Raw genomic sequence first — 14,902 nt, 5'->3', positions numbered from 1 at the left:
CTCTCAATGATGCGGAAGCGGACGGCATTTGGCGCTTCACCCGCAAGGTCCGGCATCGGAACCTTTGACAGTTTCTATATGGAGTATGATCTGGAGAATGGGGTCAATGTCACACCGGCATCGGGCCCGACATCGCCTTATGCCGACTTTGCCTGGAGCTCGGCGATTGCGTGGGTCCTGGCGCCGGTCAACAATGCCGGAATATGTCCTCTCGGTATGGCGTCCTATGAAACGCTGGACCGTCGCAGCCTGTTGCAACTTGTCTATAATGCGGAACGGACCCAGGACTGGCGACCCGGAAGCGTCTTCGCGATGCGTACCCGCTCCGGACTCTACACAAAGGTTCAGATTTTATCGAACGGCTCGGACTTTCGCTGGCAGACCTACGACGAGCCGCGCTTTCTCAATGTCAAAATCGTGCTTGGAAGCGCGCCGCGGAGCCTGGTGTCGCGCTACGTCGCAGAATGCACCTATCAGAGCCCTTACGGAAGGGTGACGTGCTGCCAGGGAGCCATGGGGCCCGAAGGAGGGGTTCTGGAAGGCAGGGTGTCCGACGATAGCGTCGCGTTTCCGAATGAGGTCACGATTACTATTGCTGTCGACTTTACGCCGGAATCGACTCTCTCCGGAATCACCAAGACCGTCGCGCAGCCCGTCACCGAAACCGGGGTCAGCTTTCTGTTTGAGCCGAATCAGGTCTTGCAAGTGACCGGGCTCGTGCTCGACTTGCGGCCAACGCCGTTATCGGCCGACTATCTCGCTGTTCGCTGGAAGCATCGTGGCGCGGGAGGGGTGGTCGCTTCAGGCCTGAAGACTCTTGCAGGAGCAGATCTTGCCGCAGACGCGGTCACGCAGTACAACATCATATTCCAACCAGACCCGATCAGGGCCGATAATGTTGAGCTGGAGATCCTGGGCCGGCTGCAAGGGGCAGACATCGTCAGGTTCTCGGCAAGCTATGCGCTGCCGGAGCCGGCTATCCTGCTGAAGGCGACTTGGAACGAAGCCGCATCGGCATACAGCCTGATCTCTCAATTCGATGACCGTGCTGAAAGCGACATGATGCCGATGCGGCTTCATGACGCTGTTGTCCGTTAATCGGGGTCAGGCCGAGGCTCTGATAAGCGGCCGTCGGAGTTACGACGCAAATGGCCACGGCCCAATGGCGTCCAAACAGCCGTAGCTGAGTGGGCTGAAGAAAATCGATGTATGAATGGTCTAAGGTTCGCCGCGGTGCCTGGCGGCTATGTGTTTGAACGGCGACCTCTCACAGGTCAAAGTCTTAAATTAAAACGGGCCGTTCAGGGAAGCGCAAACCGTTACGTCAGTCTTCCGCATCCGTGGTCCAGGGTTCTGCTAACGTGCCCTGCGAACGGGCGATGGAGCAGGCGAATGGTATCGGTCAGCCAAGCCGGTGCGCCGGCAGAGTGTCGATCAGCCGCGCAGTATCTGCGAGTATCCACTGAATCCCAGAAATACTCGATCGAGAACCAGGCGGCAGCGATTGCTGCCTATGCAGCTCGCCGTGGCAACGAAATTGTTCAAACCTATGCCGACCGTGGCCGCAGCGGCCTCAGGGTGGCCGGCCGCGACGCCTTGAAGCGGCTTATTGCCGATGTCGAGATCGGCCGCGCGCATTATCAGTCCATTCTCGTGTATGATGTCAGCCGGTGGGGCCGATTCCAAGATGTGGACGAAAGTGCCTACTACGAATTCATCTGCAAGCGCGCTGGAATCGGAATTCAGTACTGTGCCGACGAATTCGAGAACGATGGAAGCATGGCGTCCGTCGTTCTCAAGAACGTCAAACGTCTGGCCGCGGCTGACTACAGCCGCCAGCTGTCAAAGAAGGTCTTCCTTGGACAGAGTCGAATCGCCAGCCAGGGCTATTGGCGCGGCGGCCCCGCCCCCTTCGGGTTGCGGCGGCAGCTCGTGGACGAGCGCGGTCGCTCAAAGGGCATCCTTGAGAGAGGTGATCGCAAGAACCTCAAGACAGACCGGACGCTGCTCGTACCGGGTCCAAAGCGTGAGCTTAGGGTCGTCGAGCGAATCTTTGAGCTGTTTGTGAATGGCAACAGAAATCGGACTGAGATCGCGGCGGAGTTGAACGCCAAGGGCATTCGAAATGCCCGCGGCAAACTGTGGAGTATGCTGACGATCGGAAACGTCTTGAGGAACGAGGCCTATGTGGGCCACATTGTATTCAACCGACGGTCCGCCAAGCTTGGCGAACGCGCAGTGTCGAACCCACCAGAGATGTGGATAAGGCATAAGGATGCGCTAGCGCCGGTTATCCGTCCGCATCTGTTTGAGAAAGCGAGAAAGAAGCTGCGGGAGCTCGAGTGTGGGCGGACCCGCAGTGACAAGGAGTTGCTAGATATCCTCAGGGGTCTGCTGCGACGCGAAGGCCGCCTTACGATGAAGTCCATTCTCATGGCGGACGGGGTGCCAAATTGCTCAGTCTATGCGCGACGCTTCGGTTCCTTGGACGAGGCCTACCGACGAATCGGCTATAGGCCCCATGTGCGATACAGGTTCAAGGAGGTACAGGCGCGCATTCAGGAGATTGTCTACGCACTGGCTGAACAGATCAGGGCAGAGCTTGAGCGGCAGGGACGTCGGGTCAGCTTCCTGCCCGAGCTGTGTCTTTTGACCCTGAACGGCGATGTCACAGTCAGTCTGGCGGTTGCTCGCGCTGTGAAGGACGGAAGCAACGGCGCACGGGCAGCACGCCGGTGGGAGCTGCGCAAGATGCAATTCACGAGGTCGAATCTCACGATTGTCGCGCGGATGGATGCTCGTAATACATCCGTGATGGAGTACTATCCGCTTCCGACCGCCAATTTGCCGATAAACAAAAAGGACCAGCGAGTTCGAGTATCCGAGCGCTGGTTTGGGGAGTTTCGCTGCGCAGATGTTCGGGAACTGCTGGTTCGGATGACTAGCCGTATCCCGGGTCTGGCAGACTCTCGGTCGTCTCCGGATCGCAGGCGGCCGTCAAAGTCTTTGGCCTGATTGCTATTCCCTGAAATTGCTGTCCTAAAACCGCGGTTGGGCGTCGCTCAGACGAAAATCCTCAGGCGTTCGCTGCGAAGCGCGGAATGTTTAGGGTACATTGGTAGGTACACGTGACAACGGGACATCGAAATAGTCAATTAATATCAAATGGATAGGTGGTCTGCTAGATTCGGCTCCTGGGCCCATACCTACACCACTCGCACCGACGGTCTATTGGGATCCGGCACATTAGGCCGTCAGCGGCTGCGGACCAATCAGGCTATTCATCTGGCTTCGTATCCGAGAAATACAAACTCACGAGCTTGCCCGAGCCATATCGCGGCTTGTTGAACCGAGCCTCAACATACTGCAGCCGCCCACTTCTCAGATCGGTCTGCAGCGGCCAAAATACGTCTGCTGGAAGATAGGCAGAGAAAAGTTGGAGGCCTGGCTTGAGTCTCATGTACAGAAACGAGGGTTGTGCCTGAGCACCATTCGCATCGCTGCGATGATAAACGCGAGAGCACATCAGAGAGCAGCGGATTTCCCTGCCGAGGTGCTTGGGCAACTTGGGTCTGGTCATGACGATTTCAGCAAGCAAATGAGCAATAGCTTCATCTGTGCTGGCGTCGCGCTCGCTACCGTGCGTCGAGATGTAGTAGCTCGCAGTGACCGATTTCACGTGAGCAACCAAAGAACATTCCTCTTCCGGTTGCTTGCGGGTTGGCAGTCGTTCTCTAGCCGGCATTCGAGGTCTTTCCTTTGGCCATGTGGAGAGCTCGACTATGAGGAAAGCAGGCCAGTGTTGACGCGGCAGCTACGTGACTCAGCCCTGTGACCCGCGCTTGATCGGCATCACCTTCTTGGGATCGAGCCAGTGGTCGATACGATCAGCCCAATGCTGCATCAGCTTCGTGCGCGAGCCGATCAGCGCGAGCGGTCCGTGTTTCTTGTAGAGCCCTTCCACGGTCGAACTATCGAGATGCGCGAGCTGCAGTCCGACGACATCGCCATCCCATGCCTTGGCCTCCTTGATCTCTTCGTGGTGGGACAGGGTCGAGAAGGTGGTCCGGAACCCGTGGGCGCAATGATCAGTCTTGGTGTCAATGCCAAGCAGCCGCAAGCGCTTGTTGAGCGTGTTGTTCGATAGCGGGGCATCCTTTGAGCAGGAAAAAACGTACCGGCGATGGCCGGTCAGCTTTTGGACGCTGCGCAGGATTGCGAGTGCCTGCCGTGACAAGGGCACGACATGGTCCCAACCGGTCTTCATTTTGGCGGCTGGAATAGTCCAGCGTTCAGCGTCCCAATCGACCTCGCTCCACTCCATTTCATTGATCATGCCTGGTCGGGGAATAGTCAGCGCATCGAACCGCAAGGCAAGGCCAACAACGTCACCAAACCTCGCTCTCTCGCACGGTGCGCTGATGAGCTTGAAGACGCGCGCCACGTCGCGTGGTTCGGTGACGCCGGGACGCGGCGTTGAAATGTTGGCAATCATCTGTCCATTCAGGTTGCGGAATGGATTGTAGCCGTCGCCTTCGACGTCGGCATAGTCGCAGATTTGCGCACCGATGCTGCGCACACGGTCGCGCGTTTCCAGCTTTCCTCCGGCTTCGTATGAACGCATGAAAGCGAGCACGTCCGGACGCTTGATATCCTTCCTGCACAGCTTGCCGAAGCGATCCTTGACGTAGCCGACGCGCAGCTCAAGGACCTTGATGGTCTTGGAATCGCGCACCGCGACGATCCTTCCGCGTTTGACTTTCTCCACCTTCTTCTTCGCGAGCCACTCGTCAGCCCATTGCTCGAAAGGTCGGGCGGCCGCTTGCCTGTGCTTCTCGAGCTGTTTCTCGGTGCTCGGGTCTTTGCCGTCCTTGAGCAGGTCTTTGGCCTTATCGCGCTCGCGACGCGCGTCGGCGAGCGAAAACGTGCCGTCCTTTCCGTTGCCGTAAGGGCCGATGGAGTAGGTTCTCTGGCGACCGTAGAAGCGGTAGGCCATCCGCCAGAGCTTGGAGACGGCCTTACCTGGCCTGTTCTCGTCGGGTGTGACGAAGAGGTAGAGACCGCCGCCGGTCACGTCGGAAATCTTGGCGGGACTCCACGCGCCATTGTCGAATCTCGGCTGGGCGGCGCGGCAGTCGACGTCGGTTCTGATCTGCTTGGGTTCGGCACACGCGCCAGCGTTCTTACGGGCCATCTGCTCAATTCCTGCATTCGGAATAGCGAAAGTCACCGTGAACGTTTGTTCTCCCGATACCAACACGATACCAACAAAAATACCAACAAGTCGGCCGGCTGGGGTCGGATGAGAACAAACGGTGACGAACAACGATGTGCGCGGAAAGCTCTATTTTTCAAGGGGTTCCGAGCGCTGGGCGAACGCTTGCGGACGATTTAGAACGGGCGTGAACAGCCCAGTTGGTGCCCCTGGCCGGAATCGAACCAGCACTCCTTGCGGAACTCGATTTTGAGTCGAGCGCGTCTACCAGTTCCGCCACAGGGGCATTCGCGATGGACCCTGTGCAGGAACCAGCGAAGCGGGGCGGACTATAGCGGGCGGCGGGGCAGGGTCAACCCGCACGGACGTGATGGCGTCTCATCTCGACAGCTTTCGCGGGCCGGAGTAGGAGCCGGAACGGCGCCGGCGCGAGGCCGGCGACATGTGCGAGGGACCGATGACCCAGACCTCCGTGATGGCCCACCCGGCGGCCGGGCGCATCAGCCCCGCCGTGACCGCCGCCCTGCTCGCGGCCGGCATCTCCGCGGCCGCGCTGGCCGGCGCCTGGTACATGCAGCTGGTCTGGGGCCTGCAGCCCTGCGAGCTCTGCCTCAAGCAGCGCTGGGCCTATTACGCGATCGTGCCGCTCGGGCTGGTCATTGCGCTGGCCGCGAGAGGCGGCGCGCCACGCGTGCTCGTGCTCGCAGGCCTCGGCCTGATCGCGCTGGCGGCGCTCGGCAATGCCGGGCTCGGCGTCTACCATTCCGGCGTCGAATGGGGCTTCTGGCCGGGGCCGACCGAATGCACCGGGCCGATCGGCAATCTCGGCAGCGCCGGCACGCTGCTGGATCGGCTGGACAGCGTCCATGTCGTGCGCTGCGACGAGGTGCAATTCCGCTTCCTCGGCCTCTCGCTGGCCGGCTACAGCGTGCTGATCTCGCTCTTCATCGCCGCGATCGCGGGCTGGGGCCTCACCCGCAAGACGGCTGCCGCCTAATCGTCGACGTCCTCCTGCGGCCGTCCGAACAGATGGACGATACCGGGGGTGGCGATGGTGACGAAGACGAAGCGCGAGAGGTGATGCGCGCCGACGAAGATCGGGTCGATGTGCAGGGTCAGCGCCAGCGCCATCATGGCGTCCATCGCGCCGGGCGCGAAGGCGACGATGGTGTCGGAAAAGCGCACATGCGTCGTCAGCACGATCACGGTCACGAAGGCGGCGGAGATCGCCACCGCGATCGCGAACGAGCCGAGCGCGGCCCTGAGATGTCCGACCAGGGTCTTGACCCGCATCCGCGCGAAGCGGCTGCCGATCAGGGCGCCGATGCCGATCAGCGCCACGCCGCGCATCCAGTCCGGCAGGCCGCCTTCGACGAGGCCAGTGCCGTGCAGGACGCCGCTGGCAACCATCGCGCCGAACAGCCAGCTCGCCGGAAACTTGATCAGCTGCATCAGCATGGCGGCGACCAGCGAGGCCACCAGCAGCACGAGCAGGCCGAGCGGCGAGGCGACGCTCTGGTCGAGCGAGACCGGCGCCGCCGGCGCAACGCCGGCGATGGCCAGAACCAGCGGCAGCGCTGCGGTCAGGATGATGACGCGCAGCGTCTGCACCACCGCGATCGCCGGCAGGTCGGCGCCGCGTTCGACCGCGAGCAGCGTGATCTGGGACAGCGCGCCGGGGCTGCCGGCGAGCAGCGCCGAGGTGCGGTCCCAGCCGTGGACGTGCTGCAGATACAGGCTGGAGCCGAAGGTCGAGCAGAACGTCGCGAGCGCCAGCAGGCCGATCGTCACCGGATAGGCGCTGACATGGGTGATCAGTTCGCGCGAGACGATGGCGCCGATCGAGATGCCCAGCAGCAGCAGCACGGTCTGGGTCAGGATCGGCGGCATCGCCAGGGGACGGCCGGCGATGGCCGCGATCGCGGTCGCGATCATCGCGCCCGAGATCAGGCCGCCCGGCAGATGGGCGAACAGGAAGACAAGCCCGCCGGCCGTGCCGAGCGCGAGCGTCTCGAGCGCGCTCAGCGTCTTGGCGCGGCTCGGCCATTCGAAGGGGAGGGATGAGATGATCTGGCGCACGGCGCCTTATGCCAAAAGCCGGATGTGCGAACAATTAACGCGGCTGCGCAGGCGTCATGCACGCGCGGCCGCCGGGCGGACCGCCCGCCGATCATTTCGGCTTGTCGGGCGCCGCCGGAGCCGGCGCAGTGAGTGCCGCCGCCTTCTCCTGCTTGCAGGCGGAGCGGAATTTGCCGCGGGCCTTGCCGCGGAAGATGCCCTGTTCGTCGGCTTCCTTCGAGCAGGCCATCGAGATCGTCCGGCGGGTGGTCTTGTCGAGGGTCGAGAACTTGTCGGTGGCGGCGTCGGGACGGCTCGGCAGCGTCAATCCGGGTTGCGACCAGGCGGGACCCGCGGCCAACAGGGTGGCGATGGCGGCGGCTGCGAGCGCCGCGCGGGCAGTGAATTTCATGCAGAAGTCCTCGATTGAAACGGTCCGGCGCGATGTCCGGCGATGCTGAACCCGGTGTGAATGGAATGATCCGGATCGCCGCGCGAGGCAAATTATATTTTCGCGACGCCACGCTCCCGCCTGCTTTGTCGTGCGCGGGCGGCTCGCTAGTATCATAGTCCCATTCAACATGCTCCACAGGGAGATCTGGGATGAGTTTTCACGTAAAATCGTTGGTTGCTCCGTCGCTCGCTGCCCTGGCCGCGATCGGCCTCGCGACGTTCGCCGCCGCGCCGGCGCAGGCGCTGACGGCGCAGGAATGCAGCGCCAAGTACAAGCAGGCGAAGGACGCCGGCACGCTGAACGGCCAGAAGTGGAACGACTTCCGCAAGGCCCAGTGCGGCAGCGACGCCACCGCCGCGGCACCGGCCGCTGCTCCGGCGGCACCCGCTGCCGAGGCGAAGCCCGCCAAGGAGGCCAAGTCGGCCGCCAAGGAGGAAGCGGCTCCGGCGCCGAGCGGCCCGGCCGTGTTCCCGACTGCGGTCGATCAGAAATACGCCAAGGAAAAACCGGGCACGGCCCGCATGCATACGTGCGTCGATCAGTACAACGCCAACAAGGCCACCAACGCCAATGGCGGCTTGAAGTGGATCCAGAAGGGCGGCGGCTACTTCAGCGAATGCACCAAGAAGCTGAAGGGCGCGGCCTGAGCCGACGCAGCGCAGCATCTTCACTGGCCGGAGGCGTGACGCCTCCGGCCGCTTCTCCGAATCGCAACGGCATTGCTGCTCCGGTGAATTTGGGGCTTGCCTTGATGGCCGGGACATGAATCTGCTCCGGCCATGATCTCTGCTCTTCAAGGCGTGCTCGGTCTGTTGTGCGGCGCGATGGTCGGGTTTTCGCTCGGCCTCGTCGGCGGCGGCGGCTCGGTGCTGGCGGTGCCGCTGATGGTCTATGTCGTCGGCGTGCCGGAGCCGCACATCGCGATCGGATCCAGCGCCATCGCGGTCGCCACCAATGCCGCGATCAACCTCGCCAATCACGCGCGCGGGGGCACCGTGATCTGGCCGATCGCGGCGCTGTTCGCGGCGGCCGGCATCGTCGGCGCCTTCACCGGCTCGCTGCTCGGCAAGATGGTCGACGGTCAGAAGCTGCTGGCGCTGTTCGCGCTGGTGATGATGGTGATCGCGCTCCTGATGCTGAAGACGCGCGCGCGCATCGGCATCCCCGACGTCAAGATGAGCATGGCCAATGTGCCGGCGATCCTCGGCTTCGGTCTCGCCACCGGCACGCTGTCCGGCTTCTTCGGCATCGGCGGCGGCTTCCTGATCGTGCCGGCGCTGATGGCAGCGACGGGCATGCCGATCATGAATGCAGTGAGTTCGTCGCTGGTCGCGGTGACCACGTTCGGTCTCACCACGGCGGCGAGCTATGCGTGGTCCGGCCTGGTCGCCTGGGATCTTGCCGGACTGTTCATCGCCGGCGGTATCGCCGGGGGGCTTGCCGGCACCCGGCTGGCGCGCCATCTCTCGGAGCGGCGCGGCGCCCTGAACATCGTGTTTTCGGTCGTGATCGCAGCGGTGGCGCTGTATATGCTGACCCGCAGCCTGCTGCACATCTGGAGCTGATTTGATGACACGCCGCATGTCGGACGACACTTCGCTGACCGCCAGCCGGCGCGGCGTCCTCCAACTCCTTGGCGCGGGCGCCGCGCTGGCGTCGTGGCCCGGCATGGCCCGCGCCCAGGGAGCCGACGAGCCCGACGAGGCCTCGGTGCTGCGCGATCCCGATGCGCCGGTGCTCGGCAATGCCTCTGGCGACATCGCGATCGTCGAATGGTTCGACTACAACTGTCCATATTGCCGCAAGCTCGACCCCGAGCTGCAGCAGGTCGTGCACGACGACGGCAAGGTTCGCTGGGTGCTGAAGGAGTGGCCGATCCTCGGACCGGTATCCGTCACCGCGGCGCGGATGGCGCTGGCCTGCAAGTATCAGGACAAATACGCGAAGGCGCATGAGGCGCTGATCGGCACCAGCTCGAAGCTGACGGAGTCGCGCATCGATGAGCTGCTCGCGGAGGGCGGCGTCGACGTCGATCGCGCCAAGCGCGACCTCTCCGCCAATGGCAAGGCGATCGACGCGATGCTCGCCCGCAACGACAGCCAGGCGCGTGGCCTGCGTTTCCGTGGCACGCCGTCCTTCATCGTCGGCAAGTTCAGAGTCCCTGGCGTGCTGACGATGGCGCAGTTCGAGCAGGTCATCGCCGACGCACGCAAGGCCAAGGCGGCGAACTGATTGGACACGCAAAAGGCGCCCCGACCGGAGTCGAGGCGCCTGTCAGATAAGGATCGGTCGTGCTGATTACTTCGACGAGATGCGCACCCAGTCGTCATGCGCGCGGGTCTTCAGCGAATTCCAGCTGTCCGAGGCGACGTCCCAGTTCACGATCGTCCGGCGCGTCTGCGCCGAGGCGCCGTTGGCGACTTCAGACGTCTGCATCGAATCATGGATATAGACGCCGAACCCGAGAAGGAGCGCGCCAAGGATCATTCCCACGAACGTCCGCATAGTCATGTTCTCCAGTGTGACGGCCGATAACGCCGCCGTCCAGGCTTGGTTCCGCCGTCGCGGCGGAAGGTTCAAGCCGGACCTGACAAACTAACTGCGAGGTTTTTCGGGACGGGAATCCGGCATCGCCGTGACGAGATTGAGTGCTTTCAGCTCGTCCGGCTTGAATGTGAACAGCTGGTCATGTGGCGTCTCCATCGCGTGCACCCAGACCTTGAGATCGATCCCCATGTCGGCGAGATGACGCTGGCAGCGCGCGGAGACGTTCTGGGCCACGCTCATGTCGTCGCCGGACCGGACCGTTGCGGCGGAAGAGACCGCGGCAATCTGATGCACGCCGATGACCGCCTTCTCGCCGGCGCGGCGCTCGACGCCGCCAGCGAATATCAGCGGACAGGACGAGGCGCAGTACTTCCCTGCCTCCACCTCGGTCGCGAACTTCTTCGTTCGGATCAGGCGCCCCATCGCGAGCGCGTCGGCGACCGAACCTCCCGGCGAGTTCAGCACCACCGTCTTGATATACTCGCCGTAGCGCTCGACCGTGTCGGCAAAGCTGCGCGCGCTGCCCGGCGTGATCGTGCCGGTCGCGTAGAGGCGGCCCGCACCGCGCAGCTCGAACGTGATCGGTTGCTGCAGGGCGCGATCGCCTTGCGGCAGCGGCATCAGCCGCTTCATCAGCGGTGCCAGAACGGAAGGGGCATCCGTCGGCATGTCCGCCGGCTCGCGCTGAACGTCGAGTTGAGGCGGGGCCGCATCGGGGAGTGCGTGCGGCGCATTCATCTCGAGCAGGTCCGCGGCCAGCACTGCGACGGTCACGACGACAATGCTGCGGAACACCCAGCGCAGGATGCTCTCGTCCGGATTGCCGGCGAGCCAGGCGTGAACGCGCTGGTTCAGGGCGGAGGCCACGCAACTACTTCCCGATCCGTGCCGACGACAAAGTGGTGACGTTCTCGTCGGCCGCGTTGGCTGTCGCGGGCTGCGGCTCGGCAGGCGGCGCAACCGCCGGCTCGCCCGGCCCGACGACCGGCCGCGCCTCCGCTGCGCGCCGCGCGTCTTCGACTTCGCGCGCGATCTGCAGCGCCGTGACGAGATCGCTCGCCGTCAGGCTCGACGCGCTCACGGCCGGCAGGCCCTCGCGGCGGATCGCGGCATGCACGACGCACAGGATCAGCACGAGGACCGCCGGCATCAGGTCGATCGAGATCGCTCCGGCCCAGCTCGGGATGAAGTCGCCGGCGTAGCGCAGCACGGCCTCGGCGGGGGACAGCGACTGGAACCTCGTCGGCTCGATGCGGGGCAGGGCCAGGATCTTGTCGGCGGCATCCGCGAGCGAGGCGGCCTGCGTCGCGATCGCGCCCTCCACCTTGCCGACCACGGCGGTCTGCCGCTCCGCGAGGTCGCCGCTGCGTCCGCCTGCGGCAGGCGCGATGAAGCCGGCCGAGAGCGAGGTCGCGGCGCGCTTGACCGCGGGCGCCACCGAGGTCTGCTGCAGATTGGCGATCACGCCCATCAAGGTCAGCGACTCCGTGGCGAAGGCGTCGCTGCGTGTCGCGATCGGGCCGCGGTCGGAGATCAGCTCGCGCATCTTGGCGAGGCTCTTGCTGCCCTGCTCATACAGCGCGGAGACGCGCTTGCCGGAGTCCTGCACCTGCTGCCCCAGGCCATCGAGTTGCGTCGACATCTGCGTCAGCAGCTGGACCACGGTGCCGGAGCCCGAGGTGCCCGTGAGCGAGCCGGCGCGCTCGGCGTCGGCGAGCTTGGCGAAGCGCGAGGAGGCGAGCTGGATGTCCGGCAGCAGGCTCTGCGCCGCGATCGCCTGGCTGTTGGCACGATCGAGATCGCGCGTGTAGTTCTGCACGGTGATGGCGAGATGCTGCTGGATGGCGGCGGCACCGGCCAGCGCCGAGGCATTCAGCCAGGACGACATCGCAACGATCATCAGCGAGCCCAGCAGCATGCAGCCGCCCATCAGCAGCCGGCCCATCAGGCTGGTCACATGCGGCATGAACTGCATCATGAACACCCAGAAGGCGTAGATGCCGACGGACACCGCGACCGAATAGATCACGGCGGCGAAGAACACCGTCGTGGGACTGCCGTTGAGCAGCTCGCGGACGCCGAGATAGGTGTAGACGCCGGCAGCCAGCGCCAGGATCGCGGTCGTGAGCTTGAGCGTGACCTCGAGGCGGTTCACGCCGTCGGCGAGCACGACGGACGTGGCGGAGCGGGCAGACGAGACTTGCGCGACGGACGCGGCAGGCGAGGGCATAAGCGGACCTTTGGCGGCCTCATGACCGCCCCTGTGCAGCGCCCCCGCTGTATGGCTAGGCTGTTATCAATGAGAACAAAATCCGCCGAGATTGTGTCCCCGGCATTACCGATCGGCCATGTCGGGCGCAGCGCGCCTCACCGCATCAGCCAGCGCAGCAGCTCGACATTGGCTTCGCGCGGGTAGCAATGGCTGAGATCGTCGATCTCGCGATAGACGACCTCAGCGCCCGATTTGGCCAGCGCGTCGCGCGTGTGCCGCGCGATCTCGACCGGGAACATCCAGTCGAGCCGGCCGTGCACGATCTGGATCGGCAGGCCGCGCAGGCGATCGCGATCGGCGATCTGCGCCATCAGAGGATGGAACGTCGCGGCGACCGGCGCGAGGTGGGTGAAAGGAGAGCCGCTCTGCAGTCCGCTGACATAGCAGAAGGTGCCGCCGTCGCTCATTCCGGTCAGCAACATGCGGGCGGGATCGACGGCAACGCGGCTGCGTACGAGATCGAGGATGCGCACCAGGTTCGGCGTATCCGAATCCTCGCCCATCAGCGCCCAGGTCGGCCCCGTCGCGGTCGGCGCGACCAGGATGGCGCCGAGGCTGCGCGCAGCACGCATCCAGGCCCAGAGAAAATCACGGCCGTTGCCGCTGCCGCCATGCAGCGCCATCACCAGCGGCCAGGCGCGATCGGCCGTGTAGTACTCCGGCACATACAGCGAAAAGCCGCCGCGATTGCCGATCTCGTTGTGATCGTGAAACACGGCGTCCTTGCCGGCGGAGGTCGCCAGCAGCTGCCGTAGCGCGTCGTTCTCGCCGATAGCCGGTTCGAGGAAGAATTCGCTCAGGGGCGGCAGTGTCGCCGCAAGCGGGAACAGCGCCTCGAGGGCGCGCGGCAGCTGGCGAAGGGCCCTGAACACGTCGACGAGATCGCCTTGTCCGCCCTGCACCGCGCGCAGGCCCGCGAACGACATCAGCGCCGCATCGGCTGCGGTATCGAAGGCGATCCGGATGTGGGAAAAGTCCGCCGGCCATGACGTCAGATTTGCGCGCGCGACCTGCAGCGCGTGGTCGGGATCACCGATCTCCGACATCACGCGGTCGAAGTCCGGCGGGTTCAGGTAGCGGGCGACGTAGGACAGGGCTTCGAGCGACTGCAGCAGTGGCGGCAACACGATGAGAATGTCATCCACCACGGCATCCGTCATGCAGGTCTCCTCGATCCAGCGGGGCAGGTCGTCTCACCCACGGGCAATCATCATCTCGGCACGCCGCTCGTCGCGCGATGCGGCAATGTCGTGACGCGGCTCGCCCAAGTCAACACGCGCGAAGGCCGTCAGCGTTTGCTGATGAATTGAGCCGACGCAGGAGGCTCCATGTCGAAGTTGTGGCCGAACTGCGGCGGGATGTGCTGCGCGACGCGCCCGCCCGCTCAGTGCAGCCTCGGCGCCTTCAAGAGCTTGGCGCGATCGGTCGAGGCGATGGTGACGTCGAAGGTGACGCCCTCATGATGCACCGTCAGCGGCACATCGACTCCGGCTGCGCCGAGCGCCCAGAGCTTGCGATAGAATTCGCTCTGGCTCGTGACCTTGTCGCCGTTGATGCCGAGGATCACGTCGCCGGCCTTGAGCTCGGCGCGCGCCGCCGGTCCGTTGTCGGAGACGCCGATCACGACGACGCGGTCCTCGACCTCGGTCGCGTACATGCCAAGCCAGGGACGGGCCGGCTTGTTGACGCGGCCGAAGCGGCGCAGGTCATCGATGATCGGCTTCAGCAGATCGATCGGCACCACCATGTTGACGTGCTCGGCCTTGGCATCGCGCTCGCGCTCGAGCTGCAGTGAGCCGATCCCGATCAATTCACCCTTCGCCGAGATCAGTCCGGTGCCGCCCCAGTTCGGATGCGCGGGATGGGTGAAGATCGCCTCGTCCAGCAGATACTCCCAATAGCCCGCGAATTCCTGCTTGGCGATGATCTGGCTTGCCACCGAGCGCGTCCGGCCGCCGGCGCCGCCGAGCACGACATGGTCGCCGATCTTCGTCTCGGCCGACGATCCGAGCGGCAGCGCCGGCAGATCCAGCTGTCCCAGCGCCTGCACCAGGCCGAAGCCGGTCGTGAAGTCGAAGCCGAGCACATGACCTTGCACCACCCGGCCATCATTGAGGTGCAGCCAGACCGACTCCGCTTCGGTGATCAGATAGCCGATGGTCAGCACCAGCCCGTCGTCGATGACGACGGCGTTGCCGGCGCGCTCGGTGCCCAGCGTTTCCGCGCTGAAGGCATCCGGCGGGATGATGGCATGCAGGCCCACGATCGAGGACAAGACCTGGTCGAGATCATACTGATAGTCTTCGGCACGAGGCTGGAAGGCAAACGGCACTTTCCATTCGGTCAAAGAAGGCAT

The 14,902-nt window shown here is 64.1% G+C and carries 15 protein-coding genes and 1 tRNA gene; 6 read left to right on the top strand and 10 right to left on the bottom strand.

Features of this window, described 5'->3' with window-relative positions; translation table 11 throughout:
* The first annotated feature begins 6 nt into the window (after positions 1 to 6).
* Both ACQR1Y_RS33940 and ACQR1Y_RS33935 read left to right on the top strand, forming a co-directional pair.
* Positions 7 to 1,098, top strand: a complete 1,092-nt coding sequence (locus ACQR1Y_RS33940; protein WP_434879882.1) for a hypothetical protein — start codon at positions 7 to 9, stop codon at positions 1,096 to 1,098.
* A gap of 294 nt (positions 1,099 to 1,392) precedes the next feature.
* Positions 1,393 to 3,015 (top strand): recombinase family protein, encoded by a 1,623-nt coding sequence (locus ACQR1Y_RS33935; RefSeq protein WP_434879883.1) that lies wholly within the window; start codon positions 1,393 to 1,395, stop codon positions 3,013 to 3,015.
* 262 nt (positions 3,016 to 3,277) lie between these two features.
* Here the strand turns inward: ACQR1Y_RS33935 and ACQR1Y_RS33930 are convergent, their stop codons facing one another.
* The 3 genes from ACQR1Y_RS33930 to ACQR1Y_RS33920 all read right to left on the bottom strand — a co-directional run bounded on the left by ACQR1Y_RS33930 (position 3,278) and on the right by ACQR1Y_RS33920 (position 5,501).
* A complete protein-coding gene (locus ACQR1Y_RS33930) occupies positions 3,278 to 3,745 on the bottom strand; it encodes a hypothetical protein (RefSeq protein ID WP_434879884.1) in 468 nt (155 codons plus the stop codon).
* A gap of 78 nt (positions 3,746 to 3,823) precedes the next feature.
* Positions 3,824 to 5,194 (bottom strand): tyrosine-type recombinase/integrase, encoded by a 1,371-nt coding sequence (locus ACQR1Y_RS33925; protein WP_434879885.1) that lies wholly within the window; start codon positions 5,192 to 5,194, stop codon positions 3,824 to 3,826.
* Between the two features lie 222 nt (positions 5,195 to 5,416).
* A tRNA-Leu gene (locus ACQR1Y_RS33920) sits at positions 5,417 to 5,501 on the bottom strand.
* Between the two features lie 171 nt (positions 5,502 to 5,672).
* On the opposite strand from ACQR1Y_RS33920, the gene ACQR1Y_RS33915 reads away from it, so the two are divergent.
* Positions 5,673 to 6,212, top strand: a complete 540-nt coding sequence (locus ACQR1Y_RS33915) for a disulfide bond formation protein B (RefSeq protein WP_434859798.1) — start codon at positions 5,673 to 5,675, stop codon at positions 6,210 to 6,212.
* Here the strand turns inward: ACQR1Y_RS33915 and ACQR1Y_RS33910 are convergent.
* Positions 6,209 to 7,294 (bottom strand): AbrB family transcriptional regulator, encoded by a 1,086-nt coding sequence (locus ACQR1Y_RS33910; RefSeq protein WP_434879886.1) that lies wholly within the window; start codon positions 7,292 to 7,294, stop codon positions 6,209 to 6,211. The genes ACQR1Y_RS33915 and ACQR1Y_RS33910 overlap by 4 nt on opposite strands.
* 91 nt (positions 7,295 to 7,385) lie before the next feature.
* A complete protein-coding gene (locus ACQR1Y_RS33905; RefSeq protein ID WP_434879887.1) occupies positions 7,386 to 7,685 on the bottom strand; it encodes a hypothetical protein in 300 nt (99 codons plus the stop codon).
* 191 nt (positions 7,686 to 7,876) lie between these two features.
* Here ACQR1Y_RS33905 and ACQR1Y_RS33900 point away from each other — a divergent pair, with 191 nt between their 5' ends.
* From ACQR1Y_RS33900 to ACQR1Y_RS33890, 3 genes are all read left to right on the top strand, one after another.
* Positions 7,877 to 8,374, top strand: a complete 498-nt coding sequence (locus ACQR1Y_RS33900; protein WP_434879888.1) for a hypothetical protein — start codon at positions 7,877 to 7,879, stop codon at positions 8,372 to 8,374.
* 132 nt (positions 8,375 to 8,506) lie between these two features.
* Positions 8,507 to 9,292: a sulfite exporter TauE/SafE family protein gene (locus tag ACQR1Y_RS33895; RefSeq protein ID WP_434859802.1), complete on the top strand. Its 786-nt coding sequence runs from the start codon at positions 8,507 to 8,509 to the stop codon at positions 9,290 to 9,292.
* 16 nt (positions 9,293 to 9,308) lie between these two features.
* Positions 9,309 to 9,959, top strand: coding sequence for a DsbA family protein (locus ACQR1Y_RS33890; protein WP_434879889.1), 651 nt, complete (start codon positions 9,309 to 9,311; stop codon positions 9,957 to 9,959).
* A gap of 66 nt (positions 9,960 to 10,025) precedes the next feature.
* On the opposite strand, the gene ACQR1Y_RS33885 is transcribed toward ACQR1Y_RS33890, so the two are convergent.
* The 5 genes from ACQR1Y_RS33885 to ACQR1Y_RS33865 all read right to left on the bottom strand — a co-directional run bounded on the left by ACQR1Y_RS33885 (position 10,026) and on the right by ACQR1Y_RS33865 (position 14,902).
* Complete coding sequence (locus tag ACQR1Y_RS33885; RefSeq protein ID WP_434859804.1) at positions 10,026 to 10,232, bottom strand: hypothetical protein; 207 nt, start codon at positions 10,230 to 10,232, stop codon at positions 10,026 to 10,028.
* Between the two features lie 90 nt (positions 10,233 to 10,322).
* Positions 10,323 to 11,141, bottom strand: a complete 819-nt coding sequence (locus tag ACQR1Y_RS33880) for a hypothetical protein (protein ID WP_434879890.1) — start codon at positions 11,139 to 11,141, stop codon at positions 10,323 to 10,325.
* A gap of 4 nt (positions 11,142 to 11,145) precedes the next feature.
* Positions 11,146 to 12,504, bottom strand: a complete 1,359-nt coding sequence (locus ACQR1Y_RS33875) for a hypothetical protein (RefSeq protein WP_434879891.1) — start codon at positions 12,502 to 12,504, stop codon at positions 11,146 to 11,148.
* A 137-nt stretch (positions 12,505 to 12,641) separates the two neighbouring features.
* Positions 12,642 to 13,706, bottom strand: coding sequence for a phospholipase (locus ACQR1Y_RS33870; RefSeq protein ID WP_434879892.1), 1,065 nt, complete (start codon positions 13,704 to 13,706; stop codon positions 12,642 to 12,644).
* Between the two features lie 224 nt (positions 13,707 to 13,930).
* The gene (locus ACQR1Y_RS33865) at positions 13,931 to 14,902 is read right to left on the bottom strand and encodes a S1C family serine protease (protein ID WP_434879893.1); all 972 of its coding nucleotides are present in this window, start codon (positions 14,900 to 14,902) and stop codon (positions 13,931 to 13,933) included.

It is taken from the genome of Bradyrhizobium sp. HKCCYLRH3099, assembly GCF_051167855.1.
Lineage (GTDB): Bacteria > Pseudomonadota > Alphaproteobacteria > Rhizobiales > Xanthobacteraceae > Bradyrhizobium.
This window is presented reverse-complemented; position numbering and strand designations above follow the sequence as displayed.